This window comes from Mycolicibacillus trivialis, assembly GCF_002102395.1.
Taxonomy (GTDB): domain Bacteria; phylum Actinomycetota; class Actinomycetes; order Mycobacteriales; family Mycobacteriaceae; genus Mycobacterium; species Mycobacterium triviale.
This window is the reverse complement of sequence record NZ_LQPZ01000008.1, coordinates 190145-207455: the sequence shown is the minus strand read 5'-3', so window position 1 is coordinate 207455 and position 17311 is coordinate 190145. Positions and strand designations below refer to the sequence as shown.

The window sequence follows — 17311 nt, the reverse complement described above, 5'->3', positions numbered from 1 at the left end:
GCGGTTCAGCCGCTCAAACAGCCCGGCCCGAGCAGTGCCTTGAGGTCGCCCATCAGCGCCGAGGACGGGGTGACCCGCCACGAGGAGTCCAGCTCCAGCACCGTCACCCGGTCGCCGTTGACCAGCCGCAGCTGCACCTGAGCGGTGCCCGGGTGGCGGGTCAGCACCTGCTTGAGCGCGCTGACCTTGTCGATGGTGCACTGCCGGGTCGGCAGGCTCACCGCCAGCGGCCGGTCGGCCGCCCCGGCGGAGAAGTCCGGCACCACCAGCTCGTTGGCGATCAGCGCGATCCGGTCGTCCTGGATGCGCACCTTGCCGCTGACCAGCACCACCGCGTCGTCGGCGATCTCGGCGCCGTAGGCGGAATAGGTGTGCGGGAAGAACATCACCTCGATGCCGCCGGTGAGGTCCTCCACCTGCGCCGACGCCCACGGCATGCCGTTGCGGTTGACCCGCCGGTTCACCGACGCCAGGATGCCGCCGACCCGCACCTGCGAGTCGTTGGCCACCGCGCCCTCCAGGATCGCCGGGATCTGGGTGTCGACCTGGGCGGCCAGCAGGTGCGCCACCCCGGTCAGCGGATGCCCGGAGACGTACAGGCCGAGCATCTCGCGTTCCAGCGCCAGCTTGTGCTTGTCGTCCCACTCCTCGTCGGGCACCCGGATGGTGAACACCGCGTCGCCGCCGGCCGCGTCGCCGCCGCCGAACAGGTCGAACTGGCCCATCGCGGCGGCCTTCTTGGTGCCCAGCACCGACTCCACCGCGTCGGCGTGCACCAGGAACAGGCCCTTGCGCGGATGGTCGAGCGAGTCGAACGCGCCGGCCTTGATCAGCGACTCGGTGACCTTCTTGTTGCAGGCGGCGATGTCGATCTTGTTCAGGTAGTCGGAGAAGTCGGTGAACTTGCCCTTCTCGGTGCGGCTGGCGATCAGCGCGTTGACCACGTTGGTGCCGACGTTGCGCACCGCGCCGAGCCCGTAGCGGATGTCGGAGCCCACCGAGGCGAAGTTCATCCCGGACTCGTTGACGTCGGGCGGCATCACGGTGATGCCCAGCCGTCGGCAGTCGGCCAGGTAGACCGCCGCCTTGTCCTTGTCGTCGCCGACCGAGGTCAGCAGCCCGGCCATGTATTCCGCCGGGTAGTTGGCCTTCAGGTAGGCGGTCCAGTAGGAGACCAGGCCGTAGCCGGCGGCGTGCGACTTGTTGAACGCGTACCCGGCGAACGGCAGCACGGTGTCCCACAGCGCCTTGATCGCCGCGGTGGAGAACCCGTTGGCCGTCATCCCCTCGGAGAAGCCGGAGAACTCCGCCTCGAGCACCTCGGCCTTCTTCTTGCCCATCGCCTTGCGCAGGATGTCGGCGCGGGCCAGTGAGTAGCCGGCCACCTTCTGCGCGATCCGCATGATCTGTTCCTGGTAGACGATCAGCCCGTAGGTCTCGGCCAGGATCTCCGCGAGCGGCTCGGCCAGCTCCGGGTGGATGGGTTTGACCGCTTGGCGGCCGTTCTTGCGGTCGGCGTAGTCGTTGTGCGCGTTCTGGCCCATCGGGCCGGGCCGGTACAGCGCGAGCACCGCGACGATGTCGTCGAACCCGGTGGGCTGCATGCGCCGCAGCAGGTCGCGCATCGGACCGCCGTCGAGCTGGAACACCCCGAGCGTGTCGCCGCGGCCCAGCAGTTCATAGGTGGCCGGGTCGTCCATCGGCACCGACTCCAGGTCCAGGTCGATGCCCCGGTTGGCTTTGATGTTGTCGATGGCGTCGCCGATGATGGTCAGGTTGCGCAGCCCGAGGAAGTCCATCTTCAGCAGGCCGATCGCCTCGCACGACGGGTAGTCCCAGCCGGTGATGATCGCGCCGTCCTGCGGGCGCTTCCACAGCGGGATCGCGTCGATGAGCGGCTCGGAGCTCATGATCACCGCGCAGGCGTGCACCCCGGCGTTGCGGACCAGCCCCTCCAGGCTCAGCGCGGTCTGGTAGATCGTGCGCACGTCGGGGTCGGTGTCGATCAGGCCGCGGACCTCGGCGGCCTCCTTGTACCGCTCGTGGGTCGGATCGGTGATCCCCGACAGTGGGATGTCCTTGGCCATGATCGGCGGCGGCAGCGCCTTGGAAATCCGGTCGGCGATCGCGAAACCCGGCTGCCCGTAGTGCACCCGCGCCGAATCCTTCAGCGCCGCTTTCGTTTTGATGGTGCCGAAGGTGATGACCTGGGCCACCCGGTCGCTGCCCCACTTGTCGGCGGCGTAGCGCACCATCTCACCGCGGCGCCGGTCGTCGAAGTCGATGTCGATGTCGGGCATCGAGGTGCGTTCCGGATTGAGGAACCGCTCGAACAGCAGACCGTGCGGGATCGGGTCGATGTCGGTGATGCGCAGCGCGTAGGCCACCAGCGACCCGGCGGCCGAGCCGCGGCCGGGCCCCACCCGGATGCCCACCGACCGGGCGTAGTTGATCAGGTCGGCGACGATGAGGAAGTAGGACGGGAACCCGGCGTTGCAGATCACCTCGATCTCGTAGCCGGCCCGCTCGGCGTAGCCGTCGGGCACCCCGGCCGGGAACCGGGCGGCCAGCCCGGCGTCGACCTCGTGGCGCAGCCAGGACGCCGGGTCGTGGCCGTCGGGCACAGGGAAGACCGGCATCCGGTTGCGCGGGGTCCACACCTCGGCGTAGGACTCCACCCGCTCGGCGATCAGCAGGGTCGAGTCGCAGGCGCCGGGCACCTGCTGGTCCCACAGCGCCCGCATCTCGGCGGCCGACTTCAGGTAGTAGCCGTCGCCGTCGAACTTGAACCGGGTCGGGTCCGACAGGGTCTTGCCGGTCTGAATGCACAGCAGCGCCTCGTGGCCCTGGGCGGCGTCGCGGGTCACGTAGTGGCAGTCGTTGGTGGCCAGCGGCGCGATGTTGAGTGTCCGCCCGATCTCCAGCAGGCCGTCGCGCACCCGTTGCTCGATCTGCAGGCCGTGGTCCATCAACTCCAGGAAGTAGTTGTCCGGCCCGAAGATCTCCCGCCACATGGCGGCCGACTCCACCGCCTCCCGGAACTGCCCGAGCCGCAGCCGGGTCTGCACCTCCCCGGACGGGCAGCCGGTGGTGGCGATGATGCCCGCGGAGTGCTCGGCGAGGATCTCGGCGTCCATCCGCGACCACTTGCCCAGCTGGCCCTCGAACGAGGCCAGCGAGGACAGCTTGAACAGGTTGCGCAGGCCGGTGGCGTTCTCGGCGACCATGGTCAGGTGGGTGTAGGCGCCGCTGCCGGAGACGTCGTCGCTCTTCTGGCTCGGGTCGCCCCAGCGCACCCGTTTGGTGTCGAACCGGGAGCCGGGCGCGACGTAGGCCTCCACCCCGATGATCGGTTTGATCCCGGCGTCGGTGGCCGCGTTGTAGAAGTCGCTGGCGCCGAACATGTTTCCGTGGTCGGTCATGCCGACCGCGGGCATGCCGAGGCGCTGCGCCTCGGCCAGCATCGGGCCGATCTTCGCGGCACCGTCGAGCATCGAGAACTCGGTGTGGTTGTGCAGATGCACGAAGGAACGGTCCATAGGCAGCCCAGTCTAGGCTCGGCCTCCGACGCGGTCGGGCGTGTCGGCCCCGTGTGTCGGGCCGGCCCCGGCCCACCCCGGGCGCGCCGCGACGGAATCCGGGGTTGCCCGGACAGCACCGCCCCACCTGTTCTAGCTTGAGGGTTCGCGGAAGCTTGAGGAGGCAGCGAATGAGCGTGTACAAGGTCACCGAGCTGATCGGGACCAGCCCGGTGTCGTGGGAGGACGCGGCGGCCGAGGCGGTGCGTCGGGCCCAGCACACCATCCACGACGTCCGGGTCGCCGAGGTCGTCGAACAGGACATGGCCCTCGACGAAGCCGGCAAGATCACCTACCGCACCAAGCTGCGGATCTCGTTCAAGATCAGGCCGCCGCAGAACTCCGCGCAGTGAGCCGCCGGCTGGTCGCGCTGGCCGCGGCGCTGGCCCTCGGGCTGGCGACCGGGTGCGACGCCGGTGACCGGTCGGGTTCGGAGAGCAGCACGGCGCCCACCGCCAGCCCGGCGGTGGGCTCGGTGTGGGTGGCCGACGACGGCGCCGACAGCCTCACCGTCATCGACGCGGCGAGCAGCACCGTCACCGTCACCCTCACCGGGCTGGTCAACCCGCACAACGTGCAGGTCAGCCCGGACGGGATGACGGTCTACGCGGTGCAGGCCGACGACACCGTGGTGGCGCTGGACCCGGTCACCTACTCGGTCACCGGGATCGCCCGCACCGGCGCGCACCCGGCGCACGTGGTGGAGACCGCGGGCAAGGTCTACGTGACGGCCGCCGACGACGGGGCCGTCTGGGTCTACCAGGCGCCCGGGCTGCAGCCGCTGGGCCGCATCGAGGTGCACGGCAGCCCGCACGGGCTGCGGCCCGCGCCCGACGGTTCGGTGCTGGTGGTCGCCAACACCGGCAGCGGGGCGCTGGATCTGATCGACCCGGCCACCGACACGGTCACCGGCTCGGTCCCGGTGGGGCCGGGAACGGTACAGGTGGCGGTGAGCCCGGACGGCAGGCACGGCTACGCCGGGGTCGCCGACCCGCCGTCGGTGGTCAAGGTGGACCTGCAGACCCGCGAGGTGGTCGGATCGGTCGGGGTCCCGGCCGTCCCGGTGCAGCTGGCGCTCACCCCGGACGGGGCCACCGTGCTCTCGGCCAACGAGGGCACCCCCGACAAGCCCGGCACCACGGTGTCGCTGATCGACACCGCCGCGATGACCGTGCGCCAATCGGTGGCCACCGGCACCGGGCCGCACGGGGTGACCGTCGACGAGGCGGGCAGCCACGCCTGGGTCACCAACAGCGCCGACGACACCGTCTCGGTGGTCGCCCTGGACCCGCCCGCCGAGGACACCACCGTCCCGGTCGGCGCGCACCCGGCCGGGATCAGCTACTCGCCGTTCCCGCCGAGCTCGGCCAGCGTGGACGTGCTGCCGCTGGACGTGCCCCCGCCGGCCTAACCGCGGGCGCGCAGCACCGCCAGCGCGTGTTCCAGGTCGGCCGGGTACTCGCTGGTGATCTCCATCCGGCGGCCGTCGCCGGGATGGGTGAACGCCAGCGAGACCGCGTGCAGCCATTGCCGTTCCAGGCCCAGCGTGCCGGCCAGCACCGGGTCGGCGCCGTAGGTCAGGTCCCCGCAGCACGGGTGGTGCAGGGCGGCGAAGTGCACCCGGATCTGGTGGGTGCGGCCGGTCTCCAGGTGCACGTCGAGCAGGCTGGCGGCGACGAACGCCTCCAGGGTGTCGTAGTGGGTGCGGCTGTCGCGGCCGCGCTCGGTGACCGCGAACTTCCAGTCGTGGCCGCGGTGCCGCCCGATCGGTGCGTCGATGGTGCCGCTGGACGGGTCCGGGTGGCCCTGCACCAGGGCGTGGTAGCGCTTCTCGACGGTGCGGGCCTTGAACGCCCGCTTCAGCGCGGTGTAGGCCCGTTCGGACAGCGCCACCACCATCACCCCGGAGGTGCCCACGTCCAGCCGCTGCACGATGCCTTGGCGCTCCGGCACCCCGGAGGTGGTGATCCGGTAGCCGGCGGCGGCCAGCCCGCCGAGCACCGTCGGGCCGGTCCAGCCGACCGAGGCGTGCGCGGCCACCCCGGGCGGTTTGTCCACCGCGACGATGTCCTCGTCGGAGTAGAGAACCGTCATGCCCTCCACCTCGACCGGGGTGTTCTGCGGCGGCGCGGCCGGCTCGGGCAGCCGCACCTGCAGCCACGCCCCAGCGGTGAGCCGGTCGGATTTGCCCACCGGCGAGCCGTCGAGTTCGACTCCCCCGGTCTCGGCGATGGTGGCCACCGCGGTGCGCGACAGGCCCAGCAGCCGGGCCAGCCCGGCGTCCACCCGCATGCCCGCCAGGCCTTCGGGCACCGGCATCGCCCGGTCGGTCATTTCGGGGTGTCGGCCTGCTGCCGTCCCACGGTGTCGAAGTCGAAGCCGAGCAGTGACAGCGCCACCAGCAGGATGGCGCCGCCGACCACGGCCGGGTCGGCGACGTTGAACACCGGCCACCAGCCGATCGACAGGAAGTCCACCACGTGGCCCTGCAGCGGGCCCGGGGAGCGGAAGAACCGGTCGACCAGGTTGCCCATCGCGCCGCCCAGGATCATGCCCAGCCCGATCGCCCACCACGGCGACACCAGCCGACGGCCCATCCACACGATGCCGACCACCACGCCGGTTGCGATCAGGGTGAGCAGCCAGGTGTAGCCGGTCGCCATCGAGAACGCCGCCCCGGAGTTGCGCACCAGCGTCCAGGTGACGGTGTCGCCGATGATCGACACCGGCTGGCCGGGGGTGAGCAGGCGCACCGCCAGCACCTTGGTGACGATGTCGACCGCGAGCACGACCGCGGCCACCGACAGCAGCAGCCGCAGCCGGCGCGGTGGTTTGGTCGCGGCGTCGTCGCTGGTCGCAGCGCTCGCGGTCTCCGCGGAGTCCGTTGATTCGTCGGCCACGGTTCCCATCATCCCCCAACCGGGTTCGCCGCCGACGCCGTGGGGGATGATCGGGCCATGTCCACCCTGACCGTCATCACCACCGGAGGAACGATCGCCACCAGCGACGATGGGCACGGCGTGCTGCGCCCCACCCGCTCCGGCGCGGAGCTGGTCGCCGGGCTAGCCGGCGACCGGCCGGTGCGGGTGGTCGACCTGCTGGCCGCCGACAGCGCGGCGCTGACCCCGGTGGACTGGCAGCGGATCGGTGCGGCGGTGACCGCCGCGGCCGGGGACGGCGGGGTGGTGGTCACCCACGGCACCGACAGCATCGAGGAGACCGCGCTGTGGCTGGAGCTGACCTACGCCGGCGCGGCGCCGGTGGTGGTCACCGGGGCGCAGCGCAGCGGCGACGCCCCCGACGCCGACGGGCCGGGCAACCTGCGTGACGCGCTGGCGGTGGCCACCAGCCCCGACGCCGCCGGGCGCGGCGTGCTGGTGTGCTTCGCCGGGCGGGTGTTGGCCCCGCTCGGGGTGGTCAAGACCACCACCACCGAACTGGTCGGGTTCGCCGGCCCGGTGCTCGGGGCGGTGGTCGACGGCGCGGTCGAGTTCACCGCGGCCAAGGAGCGCCCGCAGCTGGCCGGGGCGGCCGATCCGCCGCGGGTGGACATCGTCGCGGTCTACCCCGGCGCCGACGGCACGGCGCTGGACGCCGGGGTGGCCGCCGGGGCGCGCGGGCTGGTGCTCGAGGCGCTGGGCACCGGCAACGCCGGGCCGCCGGTCATCGAGGCGGTGGCCCGGCACTGTGCGGCCGGGGTGACGGTGGCGGTCTCGACCCGGGTGGCAGGCGGGCAGGTCCGCCCCGCCTACGGCCCGGGCCGCGCGCTGCTGGACGCCGGGGCGGTGCTGGTGCCGCGGCTGCGCCCGTCGCAGGCCCGGGTGCTGATGATGGCGGCGCTGGCCGCCGGGGTGCCGGTGGCCGAGGCGATCGAGCGGTGGGGGTAGCGGTGGGCGGCAGGCACTACCGGAAGAAGACACTGCGGGAGCAGCTGTCGTTCTACAACTGGGGCGCCGGCATGCTGGAGTACCTGATCTATCAGATTTCGGCGCTGGCGTTCTGCGCCGGCCTGCTGGTCGGCACGGTGCTGATGGTCGCCATCGACCGCTGGATCATCTGACCGCGGCGGCGTCGACCGAATCGGTCGGGCAGGCACGCGATTCGGTATCGGCGGTCAGGTCGTTGTTGATGAGATACAGGACGACCGCCACGATCAGCCCCGCCACGAAGCCGATGATGACGTCGATCCAGAAACCGCCGAACATATGCATGGGGCGCGTGATTCGCTCAGCCGGGCGCCTGGGTGCACAGCATGCCGCGCGCGGCGCCCACCACCGCCGGGCTGGTGGCCGCCTCGGCCGCGGCCACGCCCTGCCCGGTGTAGAGCAGCCGGCAGGCCAGATAGCCCTGGGACAGCAGCGTGTCGTCGTCGCCGGTCGCGCCCGCGCCGCGGGCGTTGTCGATGTACTGCTGCATCTCCGGGGTGACGGTGGTCGGCCAGGCATCGGCGACACCGGCGCTCGACACCGCCACCGCTCCGGCCGCCAACGCCACCACACCGAGTCGGATCACGTTCGTGAACATGGCCTCACGCTAACACCGCCGGACGAGGGTGCCGGACACGGAATTTCGGTCGCGGCCGTCACGGTCCGGCGGTGAACTGCGCCGGCCAGTCCAGGCTGGCCACCGGGTCGGCCGGAGCCAGGTCGGGATCGTCGACGGCCAGGGTGCGCGCCGGTCCCGGCCCGGTGGTCCGGGTCTCGAAGCGCACCGTCACCCGGCCGTGCCCGGCGCCCTGCACCCAGCCGTGCCCGAACAATGGGTGGGTCACGTCGTCGCCGATGCGCCAACCGGTTTCGGTCTCGACCGGGGCGGCCAGGGCGGGGGTCACGGCCGGCGCCGCCGGGACGTCCAGGGCCTCCAGGCCCGGGAACAGCGACTCCTGCCGCACCTCGGTCAGCCCGGAGAACCCCACCCCCAGCAGCCGGATCGGGCCGACCTGCTGCGGGTCGAGCAGCAGCCGCCGCGCCGCCCCGAGCAGGGTGGCGACCTCGGTGGTGGCGTACGGCAGGGTCGCCGAGCGGGACAGGATGTCCATGTCGGATTTGCGCAGCTTCACCGTCACGGTGCGGGCGCCGCGGCCGTCGCGGCACAGCCGGCGGTGGGCGTGTTCGGCGATCCGGCCGATCACCTCGTGCAACTGCTCGAGGGTGGTCAGGTCGGCGGCGAAGGTGGATTCGGCGCTGATCTGTTTGGCCTCGGCGCGTTCGGCCACCGGCCGCTCGTCGATGCCGCGGGCCAGCCGGTGCAGCGCCGGGCCGGTGGTGGCGCCCAGGATGTCGGCGACCTCGGCGTCCGACAGCGCCGCCAGCGCGCCGATGGTGTCCACGCCGAGCCGGTGCAGCTTCTCCTCGGCCACCGGGCCGATCCCCCACAGCCGGCGTACCGGCAGCGAATGCAGCAGCGCCAGTTCCTCGGCCGGGTCCACCACGGTCAGCCCGTCGGGTTTGGCCAGATCCGAGGCGATCTTGGCGACCTGCTTGCCCGACCCGGCACCCACCGAGGCCACCAGGCCGGTCTCGGCGCGTACCCGGGCCCGCAGTTCGGTGCAGAAGGCGCGCACCGTGGCGACGTCGGCGCCGGCCAGCTCGGCCGGTTCCCCGAAGCCCTCGTCGAAGGAGAGCTGTTCGACGACCGGGATCAGCCCGCGCACCACGGCGAACACCCGGGCGCTGGCCACCCGGTAGACGGTGCCGCGCGGCGGCAGCACCACCGCGGCCGCACCGACGAGCCGGCGGGCCTGATGCATCGGCATCGCCGAGCGCGCCCCGAACACCCGGGACTCGTAGCTGGCGCCGGCCACCACGCCGCGCCCGCCGAGCCCGCCGACCAGTACCGGGCGGCCGCGCAGGGTCGGGCGGGCCAACTGCTCCACGGAGGCGAAGAACGCGTCCATGTCCAGGTGCAGAACCCAGCGGCCGGCCACACCGGTCATGCTAGGGCGGTCACGCCTTACGGATCGTGACCCGCACGCCGTCACCGATCTCGACCGCGTCGGGCCCGGGGTCGGCGAACTCGAAACCGGTGGCCAGGATCTCCCCGGCGATCAGGTCGCGGTGATCGGCCGCCCACCGGCTGCGGGCCTCGGGGACGGCCATCATCACCGTGATGCGGTCGGAGACCTCCAGCCCGGACGACTTGCGCAGCTCCTGCAACTCCCGGATGCGGTCCTTGGCCCAGCCCTCGGCTTCCAGTTCGGGGGTGACGGTGGCGTCGAGCACCACCAGCCCGGCGCCGCCGGGCAGCGCGGCGGTGAACTCGGGGTCGGCGGCCTCCAGCCGGGAGTCGTACTCCCCCGGCTGCAGCAGCACCGGCCCGGCGCGCAGCGTGCCGTCCTCGTTGACGGTGCCCTCGCCGGCCTTGACCGCCCTGATCGCGGCCTGCACGTCGCGGCCCAGCCGGGGCCCGGCGACCCGCGCGTTGACGGTGAGCACGAACCGGCCGTACCCGGCGATGTCGTCGGTGAGCTCGACGGCCTTGACGTTGAGTTCGTCGGCGATCAGCCCGGTGAACGGCGCCAGCTGCTGCGGATCGTCCACCGCCACGGTCAGTTTCGGCAGCGGCAGCCGCACCCGCAGCTGCTTGGCCTTACGCAGCGACGAGCCGGCCGAGCAGACGTCGCGCACCAGGTCCATCGCCGTGACCAGGTCCGGGTCGGCCGGCAGCGCGTCGGGCTCGGGCCAGTCGGTCAGGTGCACCGAGCGCGCCCCGGTCAGCCCGCGCCAGACGGTCTCGGTGGTCAGCGGCAGCAGTGGGGCGGCCAGCCGCGCGGTCACCTCCAGCACGGTGTGCAGGGTGTCGACGGCGTCGCTGTCCTCGGTCCAGAACCGGGACCGGGAGCGCCGCACGTACCAGTTGGTCAGCGCGTCGGTGAACTGCCGCAACTCGTCGCAGGCCACCGAGATGTCGGCCCGGTCCAGTGCGGCGGTCAGGTCGTCGCGCAGCACCGCGAGTTTGGCCAGGATGTAGCGGTCCAGCACGTGCGGTGAATCGGTGTGCCACACACCGGGTTTCGGCGCGTAGAGGGCCAGGAAGCTGTAGGCGTTCCACAGCGGCAGCATCACCTGCCGCACCCCTTCGCGGATGCCCGCCTCGGTGACGACGAGGTTGCCGCCGCGCAGGATCGGTGAGGCCATCAGGAACCAGCGCATGGCATCGGAGCCGTCCCGGTCGAACACCTCCGACACGTCGGGGTAGTTGCGCAGCGACTTGCTCATCTTCTGCCCGTCGGAGCCCAGCACGATGCCGTGTGCGACACAGGTTTTGAACGCCGGGCGGTCGAACAGAGCGGTGGCCAGCACATGCAGGGTGTAGAACCAGCCGCGGGTCTGGCCGATGTACTCGACGATGAAGTCGCCGGGGAAATGCGGTTCGGTGCCGTCTCCCCCGTCGAACCACTCGGCGTCGTCGAACGGGTAGTGCACCTGGGCGAACGGCATCGACCCGGAGTCGAACCACACGTCGAGCACGTCGGGGATGCGCCGCATCGTCGACGCGCCGGTCGGATCGTCGGGGTTGGGCCGGGTCAGCTCGTCGATGTAGGGCCGGTGCAGGTTGTCCGGGCGCACCCCGAAGTCGCGTTCGAGTTCGTCGAGGCTGCCGTACACGTCCACCCGCGGGTAGGCCGGGTCGTCGGAGACCCACACCGGGATCGGGGTGCCCCAGTAGCGGTTCCGGGAGATCGACCAGTCCCGCGCGCCGGCCAGCCATTTGCCGAACTGGCCGTGTTTGACGTGCTCGGGGTGCCAGGTGATCTGCTCGTTGAGTTCGACCATGCGGTCCCGGAATTCGCTGACCTTGATGAACCAGCTGGACACCGCCTTGTAGATCAGCGGATTGCGGCAGCGCCAGCAGTGCGGGTAGGAGTGCTCGTAGGTCTCGTGGCGCAGCAGCACCGGGCCGCCGACCACGGCGGGTCCGGTGCCGTCCTTCAGGTCGCGGATGATCGCCCGGTTGGCGTCGAAGACGTGCTGGCCGGCGTAGTCGGGCACGGTGGTGTCGAAGCGGCCCTTGGCGTCCACCGGGGTGACCGGGGTGATCCCGGCCGGGTCGGTGGTGGCCTTGTCGTCCTCGCCGTAGGCCGGCGCCAGGTGCACGATGCCGGTGCCGTCCTCGGTGGAGACGAAGTCGGCGGCCAGCACCCGGAACGCGTTGGGCGCGTCGGCGAAGTACGGGAACGGCGGCAGGTAGTTCAGCCCGACCAGGTCCGCACCGGGGTAACTGCCCAGGATTTCGGGTTCCTCACCGAGTTCGCGGGCGTACCCGGCCAGCCGGGCCTCGGCCAGCAGGTAGCGGCGCCCCCCGGCCGCGACGTGCAGGTAGGTGACGTCGGGGCCGACCGCGACCGCCAGGTTCGACGGCAGGGTCCACGGGGTGGTGGTCCACACCAGCAGGTGGGCGCCGGCGAGCTCGCCTGCCACCTCGCCTGCGCCGTCGGCGACCCGGAACCCGACGGTCAGGGCGGGGTCCTGGCGGCTCTGGTAGACGTCGTCGTCCATCCGCAGTTCGTGGTTGGACAGCGGGGTCTCGTCGCGCCAGCAGTACGGCAGCACCCGGTAGCCCTGGTAGGCCAGCCCCTTGTCGTAGAGCTGTTTGAACGCCCAGATCACCGACTCCATGAAGGTCGGGTCCAGGGTCTTGTAGTCGTTGTCGAAGTCGACCCAGCGGGCCTGGCGGGTCACGTAGGCGCGCCATTCGTCGGTGTAGCGCAGCACCGAGTCGCGGCAGGCGGCGTTGAACTCGGCGATGCCCATGTCATCGATCTGGGACTTGTCGGTGATGCCCAGTTGGCGTTCGGCCTCGAGTTCGGCGGGCAGTCCGTGGGTGTCCCAGCCGAACCGGCGCTCCACCCGGTAGCCGCGCATGGTGCGGTACCGCGGCACGATGTCCTTGACGTAGCCGGTGAGCAGGTGCCCGTAGTGCGGCAGCCCGTTGGCGAACGGCGGCCCGTCGTAGAAGACGTACTCCTCGGCGTCGGCGCGGCGGGCGATGCTGGCGCGGAAGGTGTCGTCGGCGGCCCAGTAGGCCAGCACGTCGTTCTCCAACCCCGGGAAGTCCGGGGTGCCCGCCGCCACCCTGGGGTAGCTGTGTTCTGTCACGCTCTGCCGTCTCCTGCGCCTGTCCTGGCGCGGGGACGACGACGCGCCGGTGCGCGAGCGCCGCGGTACCACCCCGCTTGCCGCGCCGGTCCGGTGCGGCCGCTTCACTTCGGGCTGTGACGGGCCCACCCGTTCGGTTCTACTGGGCCGGTTCGGCCGTTCTTCCGAAGGCTCCCCGGTGATGGCCGGATCGACGCCGCTGGGCCGATTCTACGGCGTGGCGCCGCGCACCGCGGCGACCCCCTGCACCAGCAGGTCGGACAGCAGCGCCGGGTCGGCGGCGCCGAGCACCATGACCGCGGTCCGCTCGTCGAGTGGCGCGAGGAAGGCGATCCGGTCCAGCGTCTGGGTGTGCTCCCCCAGCGTCACGTCGAGGTGGCTGCGCAGGCCGGCGGTGGTGACGCCGTCGATGTCGGGGCTGGGGATCCGGTCGATGGTGCCCTCCGCCAGGCCGGGCGAGCGGATCGTCACGTGGTCGCAGCCCGTGCGCAGCGCGGCGTCCGCGCCGGCATCGGCCGACTCGGCGGCCATGACGGTGATCTCCTGGGGCCCCTCGGCGAGCACGCCCTGCGTGCGGCCGCCGGCCACCACGTGCGGGCTCTTGAGCATGCCGTTGCACTCCGGCGGGTCGAAGGTCAGCGACGAGAGGGTGTCGCTGATGCCGCCGAGTCCGGCGGCCTGCTCCTCGGTGAGGGTGGTCAGCGGGATCTCGGTGACGGCGAACCCGGGCGGGAAAGCGTCGGCCACCGTGCCGATGCGGGTGATGTCGTAGCTGGTGTCGCTGGTGTCGCCGGTGTCGGCCGGGCCGGGGGTGGCGTCGTGCCCGCCGGATCCGCAGCCGGCGGTGGCCGCCGCGGTCAGCGCGACGGTGATGACAACGGTGGCACCCCGCGGCATCGCGAACTCCCCTCGTCGGGTGACCGCCCAACGATACCGTGGAGGCCATCGGCAGAAAGGGTGATGATGACCGAGAACAACACCTACCGCGTCATCGAGATCGTGGGCAGCTCCCCCGACGGTGTCGACGCGGCGATCCGCAACGGCCTGGCCCGGGCGTCGGAGACGATGCGCGGGCTGAATTGGTTTGAGGTTGAGTCGATTCGCGGCCACCTCACCGACGGCGAGGTCGGCCACTTCCAGGTGACGATGAAGGTCGGCTTCCGGCTGGAGGACGCCCCGGGCTGATCGCCGCTCAGCCCAGAACGGCGTCGAGGCGCTCGACGGCGTCGATGAACTCCTCGACCATCGCCAGCACCACCGCCCGGGCCGGCCGGACGGTGTCCAGCGCGCCGACGACCTGCCCGACGAAGTAGGTGGCCAGTTCGCCGGCCTTGGCGCCGTGCTGCGCCGCGGCCCGGTTGATCCGCCGCTGCGCGTCGCCGACCAGCGCGTTCTGCAGGGGCATCCCCAACGGGGCGGGGGCGTCGGCGCTGTCCCACTCGTCGGTCCAGGCGGTGCGCAACATCCGGGCCGGTTTGCCGGTCAGCGAACGCGACCGCACGGTGTCGGCGGCCTCGGCGGCCAGGAACTTCTCTTTGACCACCGCCGGGGTCTCGGCCTCCTCGGTGGTCAGCCAGACCGAGCCGCACCACACGCCCTCGGCGCCCAGCGCCAGCGCCGCCGCCATCTGCCTGCCCCCGGCGATGCCGCCGGCGGCCAGCACCGGCACCGGGGCCACCGCGTCGACGACCTCCGGGACCAGCACCATGGTGGCGATCTCGCCGGTGTGCCCGCCGGCCTCGGTGCCCTGCGCCACGATGAGGTCGACACCGGCCTCGGCGTGCCTGCGGGCGTGGCCGGTGGTGCCGGCCAGCGCGGCGACCACCACGCCCGCGTCGTGAGCGCGACTCACCAGGCCCGGCGGCGGTGGGCCCAGTGCGCTGGCGATCAGCGAGATGTCGTGGGAGAACGCCACATCCAGCAGCGGCTGGTAGCCCTTGGGTGACACGTTGAGACCGTTGAGACCGCCGCGCGCCGCCGCCGCCGACTCCCCGGGCGCACCCGGCGGCAGGTCGTAGCGGGCGAGCAGGTCGTCGACGAAGGCGCGGTGCTCATCGGGCAGCAGCTGGGCGACCCGGCCGGCGTCGATGCCGCCCTCCTCGGCGCCGACGTATTTCGGCGGCAGCAGCAGGTCCACCCCGAACGGGCGACCGGCGGTCTGCTGCTCGATCCAGCTCAGTTCGGTCTCAAGGCGTTCGGGGCTGTGGGCGACCGCGCCGAGCACCCCGAACCCGCCCGCGTTGGTGACCGCGGCCACCACGTCACGACAGTGGCTGAAGGCACAGATCGGATACTCCACGCCGAGCAACTCGGCCACCCGGGTCCGCATCGCTCGAGGTTACCGCCTCAGCCGGCCGCCTGCTGGCAGACCCAACCCTCCGGTGTGGTGCCGGTTTCGATGAACTTCATCAACTTGGTCGCGGCCTGCGGGGGCATGTCGGCGTCGGCATGCGGGTAGATGACCGGCTCCTCCTTGGAGTTGTGCCGTTCGAGCAGGGCCAGCAGTTCGCGGCAGGTGGGCGCCAGTGTGGCCGGGTCCGCACCCTCGGCGAGCCGGGCGCTCAGCGCGTCCATCAGCTGCCACATCTCGCCGTGCTCGCGGATCATCACCATGATCGGCATCATCAGCCCGCCGACCCGCAGCGGCGGGAACAGCAGCACCTCCTCGAGGTAGATGTGCCTGCGCAGCGCGTCGAGCGCGGTGGTCAGCGCCGCCGGGTCGGCGTCGGCGACGAAAGCCTCGATGCCGGCGTCGATCTCGTGGTGTTCACGCTCCAGGATCGCCGACAGGGACGACTCGGTCATGGGTGCTCCTCGGTCGGGTCAGGCCAGGCTGGCGTCGACGGTGATCTTCGCGCCGGCGAACAGTCGGGAGACCGGGCACAGTGCGGCGGCGTCGTCGACGACGGCGGCGAAGGCGTCCTGGTCGAGCCCGGACACCTCGGCGCGGACCTGCAGTGCCGAGGTGGTGATGGTGGGGGCGCCGTCGACCTCCTCGAGGGTGACGGTGGCGGTGACGTCCAGACGCTGCGGCGGGGTCTTGTTCTCCCCCAGTTTGAGGGCGAGCGCCATCGAGAAGCACGACGAATGGGCGGCGGCGGCCAACTCCTCGGGGCTGGTCAGGCCGCCGGGCGCCTCGGTGCGGGCGGCCCAGGTGACCTGCTTGCCGTCCAGTGCGCCGCTGCTGCTGGTGGCGAAGGTGCCGGTGCCCGAGGCGAGCGGCCCCTCCCAGGTGGTCTGTGTGCTGCGTTCGGCGATGCTCACGGGTCTCCTCCGCACTGGGTCCAGCGGGACGCGCCCGCATTGTTACAAACCAGACTTGGGTAAACCCTAGACCATGGGCGGGCGGCTAGCCAGCGGCCTCCGCAGGCCGGGCGAACGGCGCCCCGAAATCGCTGACCGGGGTGACCGCGCGGCGCCGCAGTCGGGCCGCCGCGCGCCGGATCACGTTGCCCAGCGCCACGAACCCGGTCTGATCGGCCGCGATGAAGGGGGTGAGCAGCCGGTTGTGGACCAGCCCGAAGGACAGCCCGCTGCCCGGGTCGGCCCAGCCCACCGAGCCGCCCAGGCCGACGTGCCCGAAGCCGGGCAGCGCGTAGGGCACCCCGTGGTAGCCCAGGTGGAACGGCAGCGGCACCATGAGGTTGCCGTCCGGGCGCAGCGAGGGCTTGCCGGTCAGTTGGTCCACCAGCCGCTCGGAGAGGAACTGCACGCCGTCGAGGCGGCCGCGGTTGGCGATCGCGCCGTACATCCGGGCCAGCCCGCGGGCGGTGGCGACCCCGTTGAGCGCCGGCGCCTCGGTGTCGAGCACCGGGACCTCGCCCTGTACCGAGCCGATCACCCCCTGGAAGTAGATCGCGCCCAGCGCCCGCGAGCCCGGTGAGGTCGCCAGCCGGGCCAGCGCGCGGCCGACCAGCGGGACGGTCAGGTCGCGTTGCGGCATGACGATCTCGGCCGGCCAGGTGGGGGCTTCGGCGGGCGGGCGGCCCAGGTGCAGCCCGTCGGTGTTCAGCGGTTCGGCCAACTCGGTGCGGATCAACTCCCGCATGCCGGTGCCGGTGACCGCGCGGGCCAGCCCGGACAGCAGCCAGCCGAACGTCAACGCGTGGTAGGAGGGTTTGCCCAGCTGGCGGTCGGGGGCGGCGGCGGCAACGCGCTCCTCCATCCGCTCGTGGTCGAGCAGGTCGGCCATGGTGATCCCGTGCAGATGTGCCAGCCCGGCCCGGTGCCCCAGCACCTCCCGCACGGTCATCATGGCTTTGCCGTTGGCGCCGAACGCCGGCCAGTATTCGGCGACCGGTGCGTCGTAGTCGATGAGGCCGCGGTCGGCGAGCCGGTGGATGACGGTGGCGGCCATGCCCTTGGTCACCGAGTACACCATCGTCGCGGTCTGTGCCGCCCAGGGCCGTTCACCGGCGCGGTCGGCGTAGCCGGTCCATACGTCCACGACCGGCCGACCGTCGAGATAGACCGACAGCGCACCGCCGCCGAGCTTGCGGGCCGGGAACATCGCCTTGAGTGTGCGCACCGCGCAGGCGAATTCGGGAGCCGCCGCACCATGCATCCCGCGGGGCAGCACAAACTGGTCGCCATCAAGGCCGCGTTGCCTCATGGGCGTGAATCTACCCCGTCGTC

General features: G+C 71.9%; 17 protein-coding genes. 5 read left to right on the top strand and 12 right to left on the bottom strand.

All coding sequences use genetic code 11. From position 1 onward, the window contains the following. Window positions 1-5 precede the first annotated feature (5 nt). Window positions 6-3539 carry a DNA polymerase III subunit alpha gene (gene dnaE, locus AWC30_RS02475; RefSeq protein WP_085108371.1) on the bottom strand — a complete coding sequence of 1178 codons (3534 nt, stop codon included), beginning with the start codon at window positions 3537-3539 and terminating at the stop codon, window positions 6-8. A gap of 170 nt (window positions 3540-3709) precedes the next feature. Between dnaE and AWC30_RS02470 the strand changes: the two genes are divergently transcribed. Both AWC30_RS02470 and AWC30_RS02465 read left to right on the top strand, forming a co-directional pair. After that, complete coding sequence (locus AWC30_RS02470) at window positions 3710-3931, top strand: dodecin family protein (RefSeq protein ID WP_085108368.1); 222 nt, start codon at window positions 3710-3712, stop codon at window positions 3929-3931. Continuing rightward, window positions 3928-4989 (top strand): beta-propeller fold lactonase family protein, encoded by a 1062-nt coding sequence (locus AWC30_RS02465; protein WP_085108365.1) that lies wholly within the window; start codon window positions 3928-3930, stop codon window positions 4987-4989. The genes AWC30_RS02470 and AWC30_RS02465 overlap by 4 nt, the downstream gene beginning before the upstream one ends. Here AWC30_RS02465 and AWC30_RS02460 read toward each other — a convergent pair. Next, on the bottom strand, window positions 4986-5912 hold the full coding sequence (locus AWC30_RS02460) for an RluA family pseudouridine synthase (protein WP_085108363.1): 927 nt from the start codon (window positions 5910-5912) through the stop codon (window positions 4986-4988). The genes AWC30_RS02465 and AWC30_RS02460 overlap by 4 nt on opposite strands. Then, the gene (gene lspA / locus AWC30_RS02455; protein WP_085108646.1) at window positions 5909-6478 is read right to left on the bottom strand and encodes a signal peptidase II; all 570 of its coding nucleotides are present in this window, start codon (window positions 6476-6478) and stop codon (window positions 5909-5911) included. The genes AWC30_RS02460 and lspA overlap by 4 nt, the downstream gene beginning before the upstream one ends. A gap of 57 nt (window positions 6479-6535) precedes the next feature. On the opposite strand from lspA, the gene AWC30_RS02450 reads away from it, so the two are divergent. Together AWC30_RS02450 and AWC30_RS17500 are read left to right on the top strand one after the other, a co-directional pair. Beyond that, window positions 6536-7465 (top strand): asparaginase, encoded by a 930-nt coding sequence (locus AWC30_RS02450; protein ID WP_085108360.1) that lies wholly within the window; start codon window positions 6536-6538, stop codon window positions 7463-7465. Further along, window positions 7456-7638 (top strand): hypothetical protein, encoded by a 183-nt coding sequence (locus AWC30_RS17500; protein WP_133053640.1) that lies wholly within the window; start codon window positions 7456-7458, stop codon window positions 7636-7638. Before AWC30_RS02450 ends, AWC30_RS17500 begins: the two co-directional genes overlap by 10 nt. Here the strand turns inward: AWC30_RS17500 and AWC30_RS17695 are convergent. The 5 genes from AWC30_RS17695 to AWC30_RS02430 all read right to left on the bottom strand — a co-directional run bounded on the left by AWC30_RS17695 (window position 7631) and on the right by AWC30_RS02430 (window position 13573). Next, complete coding sequence (locus AWC30_RS17695) at window positions 7631-7789, bottom strand: hypothetical protein (RefSeq protein ID WP_165756414.1); 159 nt, start codon at window positions 7787-7789, stop codon at window positions 7631-7633. The genes AWC30_RS17500 and AWC30_RS17695 overlap by 8 nt on opposite strands. A 16-nt stretch (window positions 7790-7805) precedes the next feature. Further along, entirely contained in the window at window positions 7806-8102 is a 297-nt protein-coding gene (locus tag AWC30_RS02445) for a hypothetical protein (RefSeq protein ID WP_085108357.1), read from the bottom strand. A gap of 58 nt (window positions 8103-8160) precedes the next feature. Next, window positions 8161-9504, bottom strand: a complete 1344-nt coding sequence (locus AWC30_RS02440) for a DNA polymerase IV (RefSeq protein WP_109561898.1) — start codon at window positions 9502-9504, stop codon at window positions 8161-8163. Window positions 9505-9523: 19 nt separating this feature from the next. Continuing rightward, window positions 9524-12676: an isoleucine--tRNA ligase gene (gene ileS, locus AWC30_RS02435; protein ID WP_085108351.1), complete on the bottom strand. Its 3153-nt coding sequence runs from the start codon at window positions 12674-12676 to the stop codon at window positions 9524-9526. Between the two features lie 210 nt (window positions 12677-12886). Then, the gene (locus AWC30_RS02430) at window positions 12887-13573 is read right to left on the bottom strand and encodes a DUF5642 family protein (RefSeq protein WP_085108347.1); all 687 of its coding nucleotides are present in this window, start codon (window positions 13571-13573) and stop codon (window positions 12887-12889) included. Between the two features lie 66 nt (window positions 13574-13639). Here AWC30_RS02430 and AWC30_RS02425 point away from each other — a divergent pair, with 66 nt between their 5' ends. Then, window positions 13640-13861 carry a dodecin gene (locus AWC30_RS02425; protein ID WP_085108644.1) on the top strand — a complete coding sequence of 74 codons (222 nt, stop codon included), beginning with the start codon at window positions 13640-13642 and terminating at the stop codon, window positions 13859-13861. A gap of 7 nt (window positions 13862-13868) precedes the next feature. On the opposite strand, the gene AWC30_RS02420 is transcribed toward AWC30_RS02425, so the two are convergent. The 4 genes from AWC30_RS02420 to lipL form a co-directional block, all read right to left on the bottom strand. Further along, entirely contained in the window at window positions 13869-15005 is a 1137-nt protein-coding gene (locus AWC30_RS02420) for an NAD(P)H-dependent flavin oxidoreductase (RefSeq protein ID WP_085108344.1), read from the bottom strand. A 17-nt stretch (window positions 15006-15022) separates the two neighbouring features. Beyond that, entirely contained in the window at window positions 15023-15481 is a 459-nt protein-coding gene (locus AWC30_RS02415; protein ID WP_085108341.1) for a hemerythrin domain-containing protein, read from the bottom strand. Window positions 15482-15499: 18 nt separating this feature from the next. Next, window positions 15500-15940, bottom strand: coding sequence for an OsmC family peroxiredoxin (locus AWC30_RS02410; RefSeq protein ID WP_085108339.1), 441 nt, complete (start codon window positions 15938-15940; stop codon window positions 15500-15502). A gap of 85 nt (window positions 15941-16025) precedes the next feature. Further along, window positions 16026-17288, bottom strand: a complete 1263-nt coding sequence (gene lipL / locus AWC30_RS02405; RefSeq protein ID WP_372507136.1) for an esterase/beta-lactamase LipL — start codon at window positions 17286-17288, stop codon at window positions 16026-16028. Window positions 17289-17311 lie beyond the last annotated feature (23 nt).